This window comes from Actinomadura rugatobispora, from assembly GCF_055379765.1.
The window spans coordinates 7,846,784-7,861,002 of the sequence record NZ_AP029191.1 but is presented as its reverse complement, the minus strand read 5'-3'; the positions used below and the strand labels follow the sequence as shown (position 1 = coordinate 7,861,002).

At 72.9% G+C, this 14,219-nt stretch carries 13 protein-coding genes; 6 read left to right on the top strand and 7 right to left on the bottom strand.

Going from position 1 to position 14,219, the window contains the following annotated elements; translation table 11 throughout:
• The 4 genes from efeO to dnaG all read right to left on the bottom strand — a co-directional run bounded on the left by efeO (position 1) and on the right by dnaG (position 5,153).
• Positions 1-1,164 (bottom strand): iron uptake system protein EfeO, encoded by a 1,164-nt coding sequence (gene efeO / locus ACZ466_RS35205; RefSeq protein ID WP_378285833.1) that lies wholly within the window; start codon positions 1,162-1,164, stop codon positions 1-3.
• Between the two features lie 178 nt (positions 1,165-1,342).
• Positions 1,343-1,822 (bottom strand): YbjQ family protein, encoded by a 480-nt coding sequence (locus ACZ466_RS35200; RefSeq protein ID WP_378285832.1) that lies wholly within the window; start codon positions 1,820-1,822, stop codon positions 1,343-1,345.
• Positions 1,823-2,001: 179 nt separating this feature from the next.
• Positions 2,002-3,147 (bottom strand): RNA polymerase sigma factor RpoD, encoded by a 1,146-nt coding sequence (rpoD, locus tag ACZ466_RS35195; RefSeq protein WP_378285855.1) that lies wholly within the window; start codon positions 3,145-3,147, stop codon positions 2,002-2,004.
• Between the two features lie 71 nt (positions 3,148-3,218).
• Positions 3,219-5,153 (bottom strand): DNA primase, encoded by a 1,935-nt coding sequence (gene dnaG / locus ACZ466_RS35190; protein ID WP_378285831.1) that lies wholly within the window; start codon positions 5,151-5,153, stop codon positions 3,219-3,221.
• Positions 5,154-5,285: 132 nt separating this feature from the next.
• Here dnaG and ACZ466_RS35185 point away from each other — a divergent pair, with 132 nt between their 5' ends.
• Complete coding sequence (locus ACZ466_RS35185) at positions 5,286-6,155, top strand: alpha/beta fold hydrolase (RefSeq protein ID WP_378285830.1); 870 nt, start codon at positions 5,286-5,288, stop codon at positions 6,153-6,155.
• 44 nt (positions 6,156-6,199) lie between these two features.
• Positions 6,200-6,817: a putative glycolipid-binding domain-containing protein gene (locus ACZ466_RS35180; protein ID WP_378285829.1), complete on the top strand. Its 618-nt coding sequence runs from the start codon at positions 6,200-6,202 to the stop codon at positions 6,815-6,817.
• Here the strand turns inward: ACZ466_RS35180 and ACZ466_RS35175 are convergent.
• The 3 genes from ACZ466_RS35175 to ACZ466_RS35165 form a co-directional block, all read right to left on the bottom strand.
• Positions 6,807-8,387: a M20/M25/M40 family metallo-hydrolase gene (locus ACZ466_RS35175; RefSeq protein ID WP_464041803.1), complete on the bottom strand. Its 1,581-nt coding sequence runs from the start codon at positions 8,385-8,387 to the stop codon at positions 6,807-6,809. The two genes, ACZ466_RS35180 and ACZ466_RS35175, sit on opposite strands and share 11 nt — an antisense overlap.
• 118 nt (positions 8,388-8,505) lie before the next feature.
• A complete protein-coding gene (locus tag ACZ466_RS35170) occupies positions 8,506-9,159 on the bottom strand; it encodes a Rid family hydrolase (protein ID WP_378285827.1) in 654 nt (217 codons plus the stop codon).
• 28 nt (positions 9,160-9,187) lie between these two features.
• On the bottom strand, positions 9,188-10,798 hold the full coding sequence (locus ACZ466_RS35165; protein WP_378285826.1) for a flavin monoamine oxidase family protein: 1,611 nt from the start codon (positions 10,796-10,798) through the stop codon (positions 9,188-9,190).
• Positions 10,799-11,147: 349 nt separating this feature from the next.
• Here ACZ466_RS35165 and ACZ466_RS35160 point away from each other — a divergent pair, with 349 nt between their 5' ends.
• The 4 genes from ACZ466_RS35160 to ACZ466_RS35145 are packed head-to-tail and all read left to right on the top strand — an operon-like array spanning position 11,148 to position 14,213.
• Positions 11,148-11,450: an urease subunit gamma gene (locus ACZ466_RS35160; RefSeq protein WP_378285825.1), complete on the top strand. Its 303-nt coding sequence runs from the start codon at positions 11,148-11,150 to the stop codon at positions 11,448-11,450.
• Positions 11,447-11,776: an urease subunit beta gene (locus ACZ466_RS35155; protein ID WP_378285824.1), complete on the top strand. Its 330-nt coding sequence runs from the start codon at positions 11,447-11,449 to the stop codon at positions 11,774-11,776. Before ACZ466_RS35160 ends, ACZ466_RS35155 begins: the two co-directional genes overlap by 4 nt.
• Before the next feature lie 32 nt (positions 11,777-11,808).
• Entirely contained in the window at positions 11,809-13,524 is a 1,716-nt protein-coding gene (locus tag ACZ466_RS35150) for an urease subunit alpha (RefSeq protein WP_378285823.1), read from the top strand.
• Positions 13,524-14,213, top strand: coding sequence for an urease accessory protein UreF (locus ACZ466_RS35145; RefSeq protein ID WP_378285822.1), 690 nt, complete (start codon positions 13,524-13,526; stop codon positions 14,211-14,213). Before ACZ466_RS35150 ends, ACZ466_RS35145 begins: the two co-directional genes overlap by 1 nt.
• Positions 14,214-14,219: the final 6 nt, after the last annotated feature.

Sequence of the window (14,219 nt, the reverse complement as noted above, 5' to 3'; positions counted from 1 at the left end):
TCACCTGACGACGGCCGCCGCGAGCATCGACAGCGGCTCGCCCAGCCCGTTCACCCCGTCGGCCAGCTCCTTGCGCTGCGCCTTGCCGACGGTGTCGTAGGAGACGTAGCCGTCCCCCTTCCGGTACTCGGCCAGGAGCCCCTCGACCTTGGCGAAGCCCGCGTCCAGCTTCTTGACCAGCGCCGGGTCCTTCTCCAGGACGACCGCCCGGACCAGCTCGTAGACCTTCTTCGCACCGTCCACGTTCGCCTTGAAGTCGACGAGGTCGGTGTGGCTGAAGGCCTCCTCCTCGCCCGTGACCTTGCCGGTGGCGACCTCGTCCAGCAGTTCCTTGGCGCCGTTGGCCATGGACGCGGGGGTGATCGGGGGGTCGAGCTGGGCGGCGGCGACCCGGGTCCGGAGTTCGTTCAGGTCCTTCAGAAGCTGGTCGGCGTACGGCTCCTCGCCCTTGGTCGAGCCCGTCTTCCACAGCGCCTTCTCCAGGCGGTGCCAGCCGGTCCACTTCTCCCCCGGCTCCAGGTCGGCCTCGCGGGCGTCCACACGCGGGTCCAGGTCGCCGAACGACTCCGCGACCGGCTCGATCCGCTCCCAGCCGATCCGGGACGGCGCGTACAGCCGTTTGGCCCCGTCCACGTCGCCCCGCTTGAACGCGTCGACGAACGTGCGGGTGGCCGCGATCGACGCGTCGGCCTGCTGGACGACGTAGGCCCTGTAGTCGGCCAGCGCCCTGCTCAGCCGCGGGTCGGTGGCGTGGTCGGCCTGCCCGGTGACGGTGATGTCCTGCCGGATGCCGTGCCCGGTCATGCCGGGCTTGCAGGCGATCTGGTAGTTGCCCGCGCCGAGCTGCACGGTCAGCTCCACGCTCTGGCCGGGTCGGATGAACTCCCGCTCGGTGATGATCTTGTCGCCGGGGGCGTAGACGTACACCTCGGTGACCGTGCGGCCCGCGTTGGTCACGCGGAACCGCAGCGTCCCGGCGGTGAGGTCGCGCCGGCCCACCTCGCACCGGTCGTCCGACGCCCTGATCGGCACGGCGCCGCCGGCCCCCGACGCCCCGGCCGCGCCCGTTCCTCCCGCGCCGCCGTCGCCGTCGCCGCACGCCGCGAGAACCGACAGCGGCACGGTCACGGCACCCGCGCACGCCAGGGCAGGGACGAGACGCATCGGACGCTCCAGGGGGTCGGCTGGACCCGCCTGGATCGCGGGCCGGGGACGCGTCCAGTCAACCCCGGCCGGGGCGGTTCCTCCTCCGTCCGCCGGGCGCTTTTTCTGGCCGCTCCCGGACTGCCCGCCCGGAGGCCGCGCGCGAGCGTCGTGCGCTACGCGAGAGAGAAACGCTGTGTCAGCGGGGGCGGTCGTGCAGGCCGATCGTCAGGTTCCGCGCCGCCATCGGCGGGCCGCCGGGCTGCGGGTCGCCGTACGGGGGCATGCCGCCCTGCTGCGGCTGGGGCTGCTGCGCCTGCGGGATCGACGCCGAATGCCCAGGCTGGGCGCCCTGCGCGGCCTCGGCCCACACGGCGGTGCCGTAGGCGCAGACCTCGTGGCCGCCCCCGGCCAGCGCCGCGGTGTCGAAGCACATGCCCACCACCGCGTTGGCGCCCTTGCGGCGCGCCTCCTCCCCCAGCCGCTCCACGGCCTCCCGGCGCGCGGCGGCCAGGCCCGGCGGCTGCTGCTCGCCGGTCACCCGGAACGTCGCGCTGCTCCCCGGGTGCCCGGCGGGTCCGCTCGAGCCCTGATCGGCGCGGACGGCCACCCCCAGCGCCTCGCCGAGCACGCTGCGGATCTCGTACCCCGGCAGGCCATCAGTCGTCACGATCAGCATGCCCACCACGGTAATCCACCGGAGCGGGGAAATGTGGCCCTACGCCCCATTCTCGGGGCGACCCGGGCGGGCCCCGGGCGCTCCGGTCACGCGCCGCCGCCCGCACGCCACCCGCCGTGGCCGCGGATCCTGGCGCGGCCGCGGCGGGCGCGGCGTGCCGGCGGTCGGCCGGCGGGCGATCAGTCGAGGTACTCCCGGAGCATCTGGGCGCGCGAGGGATGCCGCAGCTTCGCCAGGGTCTTGGACTCGATCTGGCGGATCCGCTCCCGCGTCACCCCGAACTCCCGGCCGACCTCCTCAAGCGTCCGCGGATGGCCGTCGGTCAGGCCGAAGCGCAGCTGGATGATGCGCTGCTCCCGGTCCGACAGCGTTCCCAGGATGTCCTCCAGCTGGTCCTGCAGCAGGAGGAACGCCGCGGCCTCGATCGGCACGACCGCGTCGGCGTCCTCGATGAAGTCGCCGAGGTCGGAGTCCTCCTCGCCGATCGGCGACTGCAGCGAGACCGGCTCCTGGGCGATCCGCTGGATCTCCACGACCCGGACGGGCGTCAGGCCCATCTCCAGGCCGATCTCGTCGGGGCTCGGTTCCCGGCCGAGGTCCTGGTGCATCTGGCGCTGCACCCGGACCAGCTTGTTGATGGTCTCCACCATGTGCACCGGGATCCGGATGGTCCGGGCCTGGTCGGCGATCGCACGCGTGATCGCCTGGCGGATCCACCAGGTGGCGTAGGTCGAGAACTTGAACCCCTTGGTGTAGTCGAATTTCTCGACCGCGCGGATCAGTCCGAGATTTCCCTCCTGGATCAGGTCGAGGAACAGCATTCCCCGGCCCACGTAGCGTTTGGCGATCGACACCACCAGCCGCAGGTTGGCCTCGATCAGGCGTTGCTTCGCCCGCACCCCCTCGCGGGCGAGCAGTTCGAGGTCGAGCCGTTCCATCCGGGACAGGATGGCGACGTGCGCCATCTTCTCCTCGGCGAAGAGGCCCGCCTCGATCGATTTCGCTAGTTCGACTTCATCTTCTGCCGTGAGCAGCGGTACGCGACCGATCTCCCGCAGGTAGATCCGGACCAGATCGCTCGTCGGCGCCCGCTTGCCGAGGTCTCCCTCGTCCACTCGCGTGACGTCCTCGGTCTCCTGCTGGGACTCGAGGACCTCTACCCCCTGCTCTGCGAGCATCCGGACGACCCGTTCGAGGGAGTCGTCCTGCAAGTCGGAGCGATCGAGCGCTGCGGCGACGTCTTCGACCGTCACTCCGCCGCGCTCTCTGCCGCGCGCGACGAGGTCCGCCACCTGGTCAACCGATGGCGCCTCGCTTGGCAGCACCGAAGGGCCCACGCAGACAGTCTGCGTCAAACGGGTCCAAGATCACAGGACCCATTTTGCGGTCCCTTGACTTACTGCACCCCGAGCCCTCGCTCCCGCAACACCCGTCTCTGCTGCTCAAGCGCGACAAGATCGCCGAACAGCCGGTTGTAGTCCTCGGCCGACTCGGCCGCATTCAGCCGCTCGAGTTTAGATTTCAGGTCGGTGATCAAGCGTGTGAGCTGGCGTTCCTGGATTCGGGCGAGCAATTCACCGGCATAACGGTCATCCGTTTCATGTGCGGAGTGCACGGGATCGACTCCAAGCCGCGTGATGAGCTCCCTGACCTGGTCGTTCGGCGCCCGCTCCAGCAGCAGCACCACCCATTCGGCCGCGCCCGCCGCCACCGCCACACCGCCCGCACCCGCGATGACCTCGCGCACCGCGGCGTGCGGCGGGGCGATGAACGCCGCCGCCGGCACCTGGTCGAACTCCGGCCCGAGCAGCGCCGGACGCTGCACCGCCACCTTCAGCAGCTCCCGCTCGCGCCGCACCTCGGGATCGTTGGGATCGAAGGCGGGCCGCGCGGCCTCCCCCGGCGCTCCCTGACCTGGAGCCCCCTGGCCCTGACCCGCCTGCCCGGGAACGCCCTGGCGCTGACCGGGCCGCCCGTTGGGACGGCCGCCCTGCGCCCGGCGCGCGGCCAGCTCCCGCACCCGGCCCAGCACGAACTGCTCGTCCATGATGCCGAGCCAGCGGTCGAGGCTGACCGCGTACATCTGCCGCAGCGCCCGGTCCTTGATCGCCGCCACCACCGGGGCCGCCGCGTCCAGCGCCGCCAGCCGGCCCTCGGCGGTGTCCAGGTCGCGCTCCTGGATCACGCTGCGGATCGCGAACTCGAACAGCGGCAGCCGGGAGGCCACCAGGTCGCGCACCGCCGCCTCGCCGTGCCGGATCCGCAGGTCGCACGGGTCGAGCCCGTCGGGCTGCACCGCCACGAACGTCTGCGTGACGAACTTCTGCTCGTCGGCGAAGGCGCGCAGCGCGGCCCGCTGCCCGGCCGAGTCGCCGTCGAAGGTGAAGATCACCTCGCCGCGGAACTCGTCCTGGTCCATCAGCAGCCGGCGCAGGATCTTGATGTGGTCGTCGCCGAACGAGGTGCCGCAGGTGGCGATCGCGGTCGGCACGCCCGACAGGTGGCAGGCCATCACGTCGGTGTAGCCCTCCACCACCACCGCCTGGCGGCGCCGCGCGATCTCCTTCTTGGCCAGGTCGGCGCCGTACAGCACCGAGCCCTTGTGGAAGATCGGCGACTCGGGGGTGTTGAGGTACTTCGGGCCGTCGTCATCGTCGTAGAGCCTGCGCGCGCCGAAGCCGATCACGTCGCCGCCCAGATCGCGGATCGGCCAGATCAGCCGGCCGCGGAAGCGGTCCATCGGGCCGCGGCGGCCCTCCTTGGCCAGCCCGCCGGCGACCAGCTCCCGGTCGGCGAAGCCGCGCCCGCGCAGGTGCCGGACCAGCGCCTCCCACTCGCGCGGGGCGAAGCCCACGCCGTAGCGCTGCGCGTCGGCCGCCTCGAAGCCGCGCTCGGACAGGAACTTGCGGCCGATCGCGCCGTCCGGCGAGGCGAGCATCCCGGCGTAGTACTCCGCCGCGGCCCGGTGCGCCTCCAGCAGCCGGGCCCGCTGGCCCGAGTCCTGCCGGGGGGTGTAGCCGCCGCCCTCCTCGTAGCGGAGCTGGACGCCGGCCTTGGCCGCCAGCCGCTCCACCGCCTCCCCGAACGACAGATGGTCGATCTCCTGGACGAACTTGATCACGTCGCCGCCGGCCGAGCAGCCGAAGCAGTAGAACAGGCCCCGGGACGGCGTGACGTTGAACGACGGCGACTTCTCGTCGTGGAAGGGGCACAGGCCCTTGAGGTTCCCGCCGCCGGCACTGCGGAGCTGGAGGTACTCCCCGATCACCTCGTCGATGGGTGACCGCTCCCGCACCAGCGCGATGTCCTCGTTACGTATCCGGCCTGCCACGGCCGCGAGTCTAATCCCGCCATCGGACATCCCGGGCCTCACCCGTCGTTCCCGGCCCGATGAGTTTCGCCCGGCACGGCGGTCCAACCGGATATCGGAAGGATCGGCGACGAGGAGTGAGGAGGCGCACCCGTGGGTGACGAGCGTCTGGTGCCGGTGAACGGGGTGGAGCTGTGCGTGGAGACCTTCGGGAAACCGGAGGCCCCGCCCGTGCTGCTGGTCGGCGGCTCGATGCTGAGCTGGCCCGATGAGCTGTGCGAACGGCTGGCCGCGGCGCCGCGGCACGTGATCCGCTACGACCTGCGCGACACGGGCCGCTCCACCACGGTGGACCCGGACAAGCCCGGCTACACGCTGCGCGACCTGGTCGCGGACGCGGCCGGGCTGCTGGAGGCGCTGGGCATCCCGCGGGCGCACGTGGCCGGGTACGGCGCCGGCGGCTGGATCGCGCAGCTGCTGGCCCTCGACCACGCCGACCGGGTCGCCGCGCTCACCCTCGTCGCGACCAGGCCGGTGGCGCCGGGTCCGGTGGACCCGGACCTGCCCGAGCACGACGCGGACCTGATGGCGTTCATCATGTCGGCGCCGCAGCCGGACTGGTCCGACCGGGCCTCGGTCGTGGCGGCGATGGCGGAGAGCGCGCGGCACATGGCGGGTCAGGGAGGCTTCGACGAGGCGGAGGCGCGGGAGCGGGCGGGCCGGGTCTTCGACCGCGCCGTCGTGCCGCCGGGCGTCGACCCCGGGGCGGTGCACCGCTCGAACCAGCTCGGCAGCGTGTTCGCGGCACTGGACTGCCGGCCGCGCTGGCGTGGGCGGCTCGGCGGGATCGCGGCGCCGACCGTGGTGATCCACGGCGAGGACGACCCGTTCTTCCCGATCGGGAACGGCGAGGCGCTGGCCGGGGAGATCCCCGGCGCGCGCCTGGTCCGGCTCCCCGGCACCGGCCAGGAGCTGCCGCGCCGCGTCTGGGACGAGGTGATCGCCGTCCTGGCCCGCGGCTGACGACGGCTCGCGTTCTGTCGGAGGCCTCGGGTATGCAGGCACCCATGATGCGTTCGGTGGTGTGGGTGAAGCCCGAGGGTGCGGAGCTCGCGGAGGTGGAGATCTCGGCGGGACGGCTCACGGCCTCGGGGACGGCGATCGGCGGCGATCCGCTGCCGTACCGGCTCGAGTACGAGCTGACCACCGGAGACCGCTACGTGACGGCCCGGCTGCTGGTCGAGGCGCACGGGACCGATCCGGCGACCGGGCCGTGGCGGCGGTCGCTGGAGCTGGTCAACCGGCCCGAGGGCGAGTGGACGGTCAGCGCGCGGGCCGAGGGCCGGGTGGGGATGCCGCCGCCGGGCGGCGACGCGGCGGCGCTGCGCGGCGCGCTGGACTGCGATCTGGGGCTGTCGCCGCTGACCAACAGCATGCCCGCGCTGCGCACGCCGGACGCCGGTCCCGCCGAATACCTGATGGCGTGGGTGTCGGTGCCGGACCTGACGGTGACGCCGTCCCCGCAGACGTACGAGCTCGTCCGCAGGGACGGCGACCTGGCGGTGTTCCGCTTCGCCAGCCCGGGGTTCACCGAGGAGATCGTGTTCCGGGACGGGCTGGTGCTGGACTACCCGTCCATCGGCCGCCTGGTCGAGGGGCCGGGCGTGCCTCCCGTCAGGCCCTGAAGCGGGCGAAGAGGCGGTACATGAACTCGGTGCCCTGCTTCAGGGCCTCCACGGCGATCCGCTCGTCGTTGCCGTGCATGCCGATGAGCTGGTCGTTGTCGAGGACGTAGGGGTAGACGCCGTAGCCGGGCACGCCGCGGGACGTCCACGGGTACAGGCTGGTGCCCGCCTCGAACAGCGCGGGCGCGAAGACGGCGCCGGGGTAGGTCTTGGCGGCGGCGTCGCCGATGGCGGTGTAGAGGGGCGAGTCGATGCCGGACGGGGGCCGGGCGAAGGTCTCGTCGAGGCGCTTGAGGGCGGCCTCCTCCGTTTCGCCGGGGTTGCCGACGAGCTTGACGGTGACGTCGCGTCCCTTCAGCCGTTCGCGGACCCCGGCGAGGAAGTCGCGGGGCCGCTGCCCGCCGGGGACGCCCCGGCAGTTGACGCGGAGGGTCGCGCTGGACGGGATGACGTTCTCCTTGTAGCCCGCGTCCTCGATGACGAAGGCGTGGGTGGTGCGGAGCAGGGCGCGGTGCAGCCAGGGGTAGTCGCTGCGCTTGACGACCAGGGCGGCGGCGCGTTCGCGGGCGGGCTGCGAGCGCGCCGACAGCATCAGCTCGATGGCGCGCCTGAACGCGGTGTCGCCGGTGGCCTTGGCCAGGGCGGTGAAGTACTCGCGGGTGACCGGGGTCAGGGTGACGGGGGCGAGCCAGGTGTCGAGCTCGGTGACGGCGCGCGACAGCTTGGCGATGGCGGAGTCGGGGTTGGGCTTGGAGGAGTGGGTGGCGGTGCCGTCGGCGACGAGGTCGAGGTTGAAGTAGACCTTGTCCTGGCGGGTGACGGTGATGAGCATCGGGGTGGTGCGGTCCTTCTGGGCGAGGAACCAGCCGCCCTCGGTCAGGACCATCCCGGCGTTGATCTTGTCCCAGTGGTTCTCGGCGAGCCAGCGCGAGCCGTGCGGGCCGGCCTCCTCGTCGCAGTCGGTCAGGACGATGATGTCGCGCTCGAATTTCCCGCCCTCGTTCAGGTGGCGGAGCAGGCCGGCGACGAACGCGGCGTTGGCGCCCTTCATGTCGAGGGCGCCGCGGCCGTAGATCTCGCCGTCCTTGACGACCCCGGCGAACGGGTCGACGGACCATTTGGCGCGTTCCACCGGAACCACATCAGAATGCCCCAGAAGCAGCAGCGGGGCCGCCGAGGTGGTGCCCTTGACGCGCGCGATGAGGTGGACGTTGTCCTGCTTGGGGGTCGGGATGATCTCGGCGGGGACGTTCGCCGACTCCCACACCGCCTTGAGCATCTCCGCGTGCGGCCGGGTGATGCCGCCCTCGCCGTGGTTCTGGGTGTCGAAGGCGAGCATCTTCTTCAGCAGGGCGAGCGGGTCCAGGTCGGCCGGGGCGATCCCGGCGGCGGCCCTGCGGACGGGCGGCGCGGCGGCGGCCGTCCCGCCCGCCAGGACGCCGCCGGCCAGCAGCGCGGCCCCGGCACCGGTGCGGTGCAGGAACGTGCGGCGGCTGACCGGCGTACCGCCCGCGGCACCGGCGGCGGCGTCCTGGGCGGGGTCGGCGGGGCGTGTCGGGTCGTCGTGCATGGGAGCTCTCCTCCTTGAGAGGGCCTGCGTGCCCGGGTGGGCCCGCGTCGAAGGGCCGGCGAGAAGGCGAGAGCGCCCGGCGGGCGGGAGGACCGCCGGGCGCTCTCGGGCACGGGGGTCAGCGCTGCCGGAACGCGGCCACCACCTCCACCTCGACCAGCCAGCCGTAGACCGGCAGGTTCTCGATCTCGATGGTGACCCGGGCCGGCCTGGCGGGGTTGACCAGCATCGGCGGGGCCGGCGGCGCGGTGCCCAGCGGGACGTTGACGGGCTTTCCGGTGGACAGGTCGGTGTTGGCGTAGAACTGGCGGTAGGCGCGGTTCCAGCCCGCGAAGTCGGCGACGTCCGCGCCCGGCGGGTTGCTCAGGTAGGCCCGCATCGAGATCACGTCCCTGGCGGTGAGGCCCTGTGCCTTGAGGTTCTCGTTGATCGCCTTCAACGCGTTGATCGCCTGCGCCTCGGTCAGCGTTACTCCCGGTGGCAGCGTGCCGCCGGGGAAGTCGACGTAGCGCTCCGGGCTGCCCGCGGGCGCGGCCGGGTTGGCGTCGCGCGGCCCGAGCCCGCTGGCGGTGTAGGTCGCCACGACCGACCCGATCGCGACGCCGTTGGCGATGGACGGGTTGTTCTGCCCGGCCGGCAGCGCCGGGCGGACCTCGGTGGGACGCGGCGGGCGCGGCTCCTTGGACCCGGGCGCGGCGGACGCGGCGCCGCCCGCCCCCACCAGCACGGCGGCGGCCGTCCCGGCCACGATGATCTTCCGTCGCATCTTCATGATCGTCATCCCTCGTTCGGCTTCTCGGTCAGCTCTGCAGGACCCGCTGGTGGAGTTCGGTCACGACCTTGCGCGCCGACTCGAACGACCCGTGCTGCCAGGCGATCTCGTAGCTGAGCCAGTCGCCGGAGAAGTAGACGTGGCCCTGAGCCTGGTTCAGCAGCGTGTACTCGGCGCCGCGGGACGGCCAGGAGATCCAGCCGCCCTCGATGTGCGGCTGCCGGATCCAGGCGATGGAGGCGGAGGAGGCCAGGTTGCGCCGGTACCGGTCGCCGTGGATCTTGGCGCCCTGGTCGAGGGCGCGGCGGAGCCGGTCGGCGTGCGTCATCCGGGCGTAGGCGTCGGCGTTGGCGCCGAAGTTGTAGTAGCCGACGACCAGGCCGCGCTCGGCGTGGAAGTCGTGCGAGGGGTACCAGATGGTGGACAGGTCCAGGTCGGTGTTGGTGATGCCGCCGTAGATGCGCTCCTCGTCCTCCCACCAGCGGCCCCGGTACTCCAGGCCGATCTTGCCGGTGGAGTTGGGGACGGGGGTGCCCAGGGCCGCCTGCACGCCGGCGCCGAGGTTGTGCGGGATCTTGGCGAGGATCTGCGGCGGGAGGGTGGCGATGCAGTAGTCGGCGGCGAGCTTGCGGGTGCGGCCCTCCCGCTCGTACTCGATCTCGACCCCGCCGGACTGGTTGGTGATCTTGGTGACCTTGCAGCCGGTGCGGATCTTCCCGGACCCGACCGCCTTGGCGAGCGCGCGCGGGATGGCGTCCATGCCGCCGACCGGCTGGAACATCAGCATGGCCTGGCTGTAGCCGAACTCGAAGGAGAAGTTGCGGCCCACGCCGCTGGCGAAGACGTCGGTGAGGGAGGGCACGGGGCCCAGGACCGTTCCGGCGGTGTCGGCGGCGCCGGGGTTCACCGAGTAGCCGCGCCTGCCGTCGGTGCCCCTGTAGGCGAATCCGTTGGCCTTCGATCCGATGGCGCCGAAGCCGGAGAGGAAGGAGAGCAGCCTCTCCTTGTCGGTGCCGGTGAGGCGCTGGTCGAGGGCGCCCTGGTCGGTCGCCTTGGCCAGCAGTTCGGAGATGTAGCCGTACACGTCGGCCTTGGCGGTGCGCCACCGCACCGGGGCCGTCATGCCGGCGGACTCGTTGAAGATGTAGGCGTCGGCGTTGGAGTTGGTGAAGACCTCCAGGGGGACGCCGAGTTCGCGGCAGTAGTCCATGGTGGTCATCCACTGGGCGATGCGCGCGGGCCCGGCGTTCATGTACGTGCCCTTGCCGAACTTCACCTCCTGGGTGGCGCCGCCCATCTCGGTGAGCCGGTCGCCGCCGCGCAGGGTGCGGTTGCGCCCGCCCACGCGGTCCTGGGCCTCCAGGATCGTCACGTCGTACCCGGCCTTGCCCAGCTCGTAGGCGGCGGCGAGGCCGGCCACGCCCGCGCCCAGCACGGCCACCTTCGCGGCGCCGCGGCCGCGCAGCCGGAAGTCCGAGGCGCGCGGGGGCTGGAACGGCGTGCGCGTGGCCGCCTCGGCGCTCGGGGCCAGGCCCAGCGCGCCCATGGTGGCGAACATGGCGCCCGCCCCGCCGGTGGCGCCGACGCGCGTGAGAAAGCCACGGCGGCTGACCCCGGTCCCGTTCGATTCGTCCGTCATGGCCAAGGGGGACCTCCAAGATCTCGTCGGCTGGAGTCTCGGAGCGCTCCATTTCGGCGGACGACGCGCCCGGTAAGGGCTGCGTTTCGGGCCTGCCCCGGGGGTTAGCGAATGGTTTCTAACTCCTCACCCTTAATGTCCGATACGCCGGAGTTAGCCGACCTTCACGCTCCGTACGGCCCCGCGCGGGGCGCGTACCCGCCGGTAGCGGGCCCGCGCACAGCGCTGTTGCGCGGAGATGAGATCGGCGTGACGACCCCGTTTCCGGTCCCGGACATTGTGAAATGGGCGTTAAATGCGCAACGCGACCGTTCCTTCGCAGGTCAGCGGGGGGATAGCGTCCTGAGGTGTGCTGATCACCCCACACGAGCAGGAACGCCTGCTGATCCACGTGGCCGCCCAGGTGGCCCGCGATCGCCGGGCGCGCGGGCTGCGGCTCAACCATCCCGAGGCGACCGCGATCATCGCGGTGCACATCATGGAGGGCGCCCGCGACGGGCGCACCGTGGCCGAGCTGATGGAGTCCGGACGCGCCGTCCTCACCCGTGACGACGTCATGGAGGGCGTGCCGGAGATGCTGGACTCGGTCCAGATGGAGGCGACCTTCCCCGACGGCACCAAACTCGTCACCGTCCACCGGCCGATCCCGTGACGGCCGCGGAACCGCTCGTCCCGGGGCAGATCGTACCGGGCGCGGAGCCGGTGGAGCTGAACCCGGGCCGGCCGCGCGTCACCGTGACCGTGGTCAACACCGGCGACCGGCCGGTCCAGGTCGGTTCGCACTACCACTTCGCCGTGGCCAACCCGGCGCTCGACTTCGACCGCGACGCCGCGTGGGGCCACCGGCTCGACGTCCCGGCCGGCACGGCCGTGCGGTTCGAGCCCGGCCTCACCCGCGAGGTGGACCTGGTCCCGCTGGCCGGGGCGCGCGTCGTCCCCGGCCTGCGGCTGGAGAAGAACGGACCCCTGGATGACTGAGCGGCCGCGAAGCGCCGAGCGGAGGCGAGGCAATGAGCACTGAGCTGGGGCGGGCGCGGTACGCCGGGTTGTACGGGCCGACCGCGGGCGACCGGGTGCGGCTGGCCGACACCGACCTGTTCGTCGAGGTCACCGAGGACCGCAGCCGCGGTCCGGCGGGCGCCGGGGACGAGGCGGTGTTCGGCGGCGGGAAGGTGATCCGCGAGTCGATGGGGCAGGCCCGCGCCACCCGGGCGGAGGGCGCCCTCGACCTGGTGATCACCGGGGCGGTGGTGCTCGACCACTGGGGCGTGGTCAAGGCGGACGTGGGGGTGCGGGACGGCCGGATCGTCGCGCTCGGCAAGGCCGGCAACCCCGACACCATGGACGGCGTCCATCCCGACCTGGTGATCGGGCCGTCGACCGAGGTGCTGGCGGGCAACGGGAAGATCCTCACGGCGGGGGCGGTGGACTCCCACGTCCACCTGATCTGCCCGCAGCTGCTGGACGAGGCGCTCGGCGCCGGGGTCACCACGCTCATCGGCGGCGGCACCGGCCCCGCCGAGGGCACCAAGGCCACCACCGTGACCGGCGCCTGGTACCTGCACCGGATGCTGGAGGCCCTGGACGGCCACCCCGTGAACGTGGCGCTGCTCGGCAAGGGCAACACCGTGTCCGAGGACGCGCTGTGGGAGCAGCTGCGCTGGGGCGCGTCCGGGTTCAAGCTGCACGAGGACTGGGGTTCCACGCCCGCCGCGATCGACGCGTGCCTGCGGGTGGCGGACGCGTCCGGGGTTCAGGTGGCGCTGCACACCGACACCCTGAACGAGGCCGGGTACGTGGAGTCGACGCTGGAGGCCGTGGGCGGCCGGTCGGTCCACGCATACCACACCGAGGGCGCGGGGGGCGGGCACGCGCCCGACATCATCACGGTGGCCTCGCATCCGAACGTGCTGCCCTCGTCCACGAACCCGACGCGGCCGCACACCGTGAACACGCTCGACGAGCACCTCGACATGCTGATGGTGTGCCATCACCTCAACCCGTCGGTGCCCGAGGACCTGGCGTTCGCCGAGTCCCGGATCCGGCCGACGACGATGGCGGCCGAGGACGTGCTGCACGATCTGGGCGCGATCTCGATGATCGGGTCGGACTCGCAGGCGATGGGCCGGATCGGCGAGACGGTGATCCGCACGTGGCAGACCGCGCACGCGATGAAGCGGCGGCGCGGCGCGCTGGAGGGTCCGGCCGACAACCTGCGGGCCCGCCGCTACGTCGCCAAGTACACGATCAACCCGGCGATCGCGCACGGCCTGGACGCGGAGGTCGGGTCGGTGGAGCCGGGGAAGCTGGCCGACCTGGTGCTGTGGGATCCGGCGTTCTTCGGCGTCCGGCCGCAGGTCGTGCTGAAGGGCGGGGTGATCGCGTGGGCGGCGATGGGCGACGCGAACGCCTCGATCCCGACGCCGCAGCCGGTCCTGCCGCGGCCGATGTTCGGGGCGGCGCCGCCGGTCGCGGCGGCGACGTCGCTGCACTTCGTGTCGCAGGCGGCGCTCGACGACGGCCTGGCGGAGCGGCTGGCGGTGCGGCGCGCCCTGGTCCCGGTCGGCGACACCCGGCGGCTGGGCAAGGCCGACATGCCGCTGAACGACGCGCTGCCCGCGATCGAGGTGGATCCCGACACCTTCACCGTCTCCATCGACGGTGACGTGGTCGAGCCCGCCCCGGTGGACGAGCTGCCGATGGCGCAGCGCTACTTCCTCTTCTGATGGCCGTGACGTCCCTTCCCGCGCACCTGCTGCTGCTGGCCGACTCGCGGCTCCCGGCGGGCGGGCACGCCCATTCGGGCGGGCTGGAGCCCGCGGTCGCGGCGGGGGCGGTGCGGGACGTGGACGGGCTGGCCGACTTCCTGCGCGGGCGGCTGGCGACCTCGGGCCTGGTGTCGGCCGCGCTGGCCGCCGCCGCGTGCGCGCACGCCGGGGCGACGGAGCCGTCGTCGTGGGAGTGGGTGCGGCTGGACGCGGAGGCCGACGCCCGCACCCCGTCCCCGGCTCAGCGGAGGGCGTCCCGGGCCCAGGGCAGGTCTCTGCTGCGGGCCGCGCGGCGGACGTGGCCGCATCCGGCGCTCGACGCGCTCGCCGTCCTGCGCGAGCCGCACCACCCGCTCGTCCAGGGCGCGGCGGCGTCGGCGGCGGGCGGGACGCCGGAGCAGGCCGCCGCGATCAGCGCCTACGGGGCGGTGACGGGACCGGCGTCGGCCGGGGTGCGGCTGCTCGGGCTGGACCCCCTCTCCGTGCACCGCGTTCTCGCGGACCTCGCCCCGGACATCGACGCGGTCGCGGCGGAGGCGGCCGCCGGCACCGGCGACTGGGCGGCGCTGCCCGCGCCCTCCGCGCCCGCGCTCGACCTGTACGCCGAGCTTCATCTGGGCGCCGACCTGCGCCTTTTCGAATCCTGAACCGGG

Excerpts from the sequence above, each read along its gene's own strand:
- ACZ466_RS35200 (WP_378285832.1), bottom strand. The coding sequence starts at position 1,822 with ATGCTGATCGTGACGACTGATGGCCTGCCGGGGTACGAGATCCGCAGC.
- ACZ466_RS35145 (WP_378285822.1), top strand. The coding sequence starts at position 13,524 with ATGGCCGTGACGTCCCTTCCCGCGCACCTGCTGCTGCTGGCCGACTCG.
- ACZ466_RS35150 (WP_378285823.1), top strand. The coding sequence starts at position 11,809 with ATGAGCACTGAGCTGGGGCGGGCGCGGTACGCCGGGTTGTACGGGCCG.
- ACZ466_RS35180 (WP_378285829.1), top strand. The coding sequence starts at position 6,200 with ATGATGCGTTCGGTGGTGTGGGTGAAGCCCGAGGGTGCGGAGCTCGCG.
- ACZ466_RS35165 (WP_378285826.1), bottom strand. The coding sequence starts at position 10,798 with ATGACGGACGAATCGAACGGGACCGGGGTCAGCCGCCGTGGCTTTCTC.
- efeO (WP_378285833.1), bottom strand. The coding sequence starts at position 1,164 with ATGCGTCTCGTCCCTGCCCTGGCGTGCGCGGGTGCCGTGACCGTGCCG.
- ACZ466_RS35170 (WP_378285827.1), bottom strand. The coding sequence starts at position 9,159 with ATGAAGATGCGACGGAAGATCATCGTGGCCGGGACGGCCGCCGCCGTG.
- ACZ466_RS35175 (WP_464041803.1), bottom strand. The coding sequence starts at position 8,387 with ATGCACGACGACCCGACACGCCCCGCCGACCCCGCCCAGGACGCCGCC.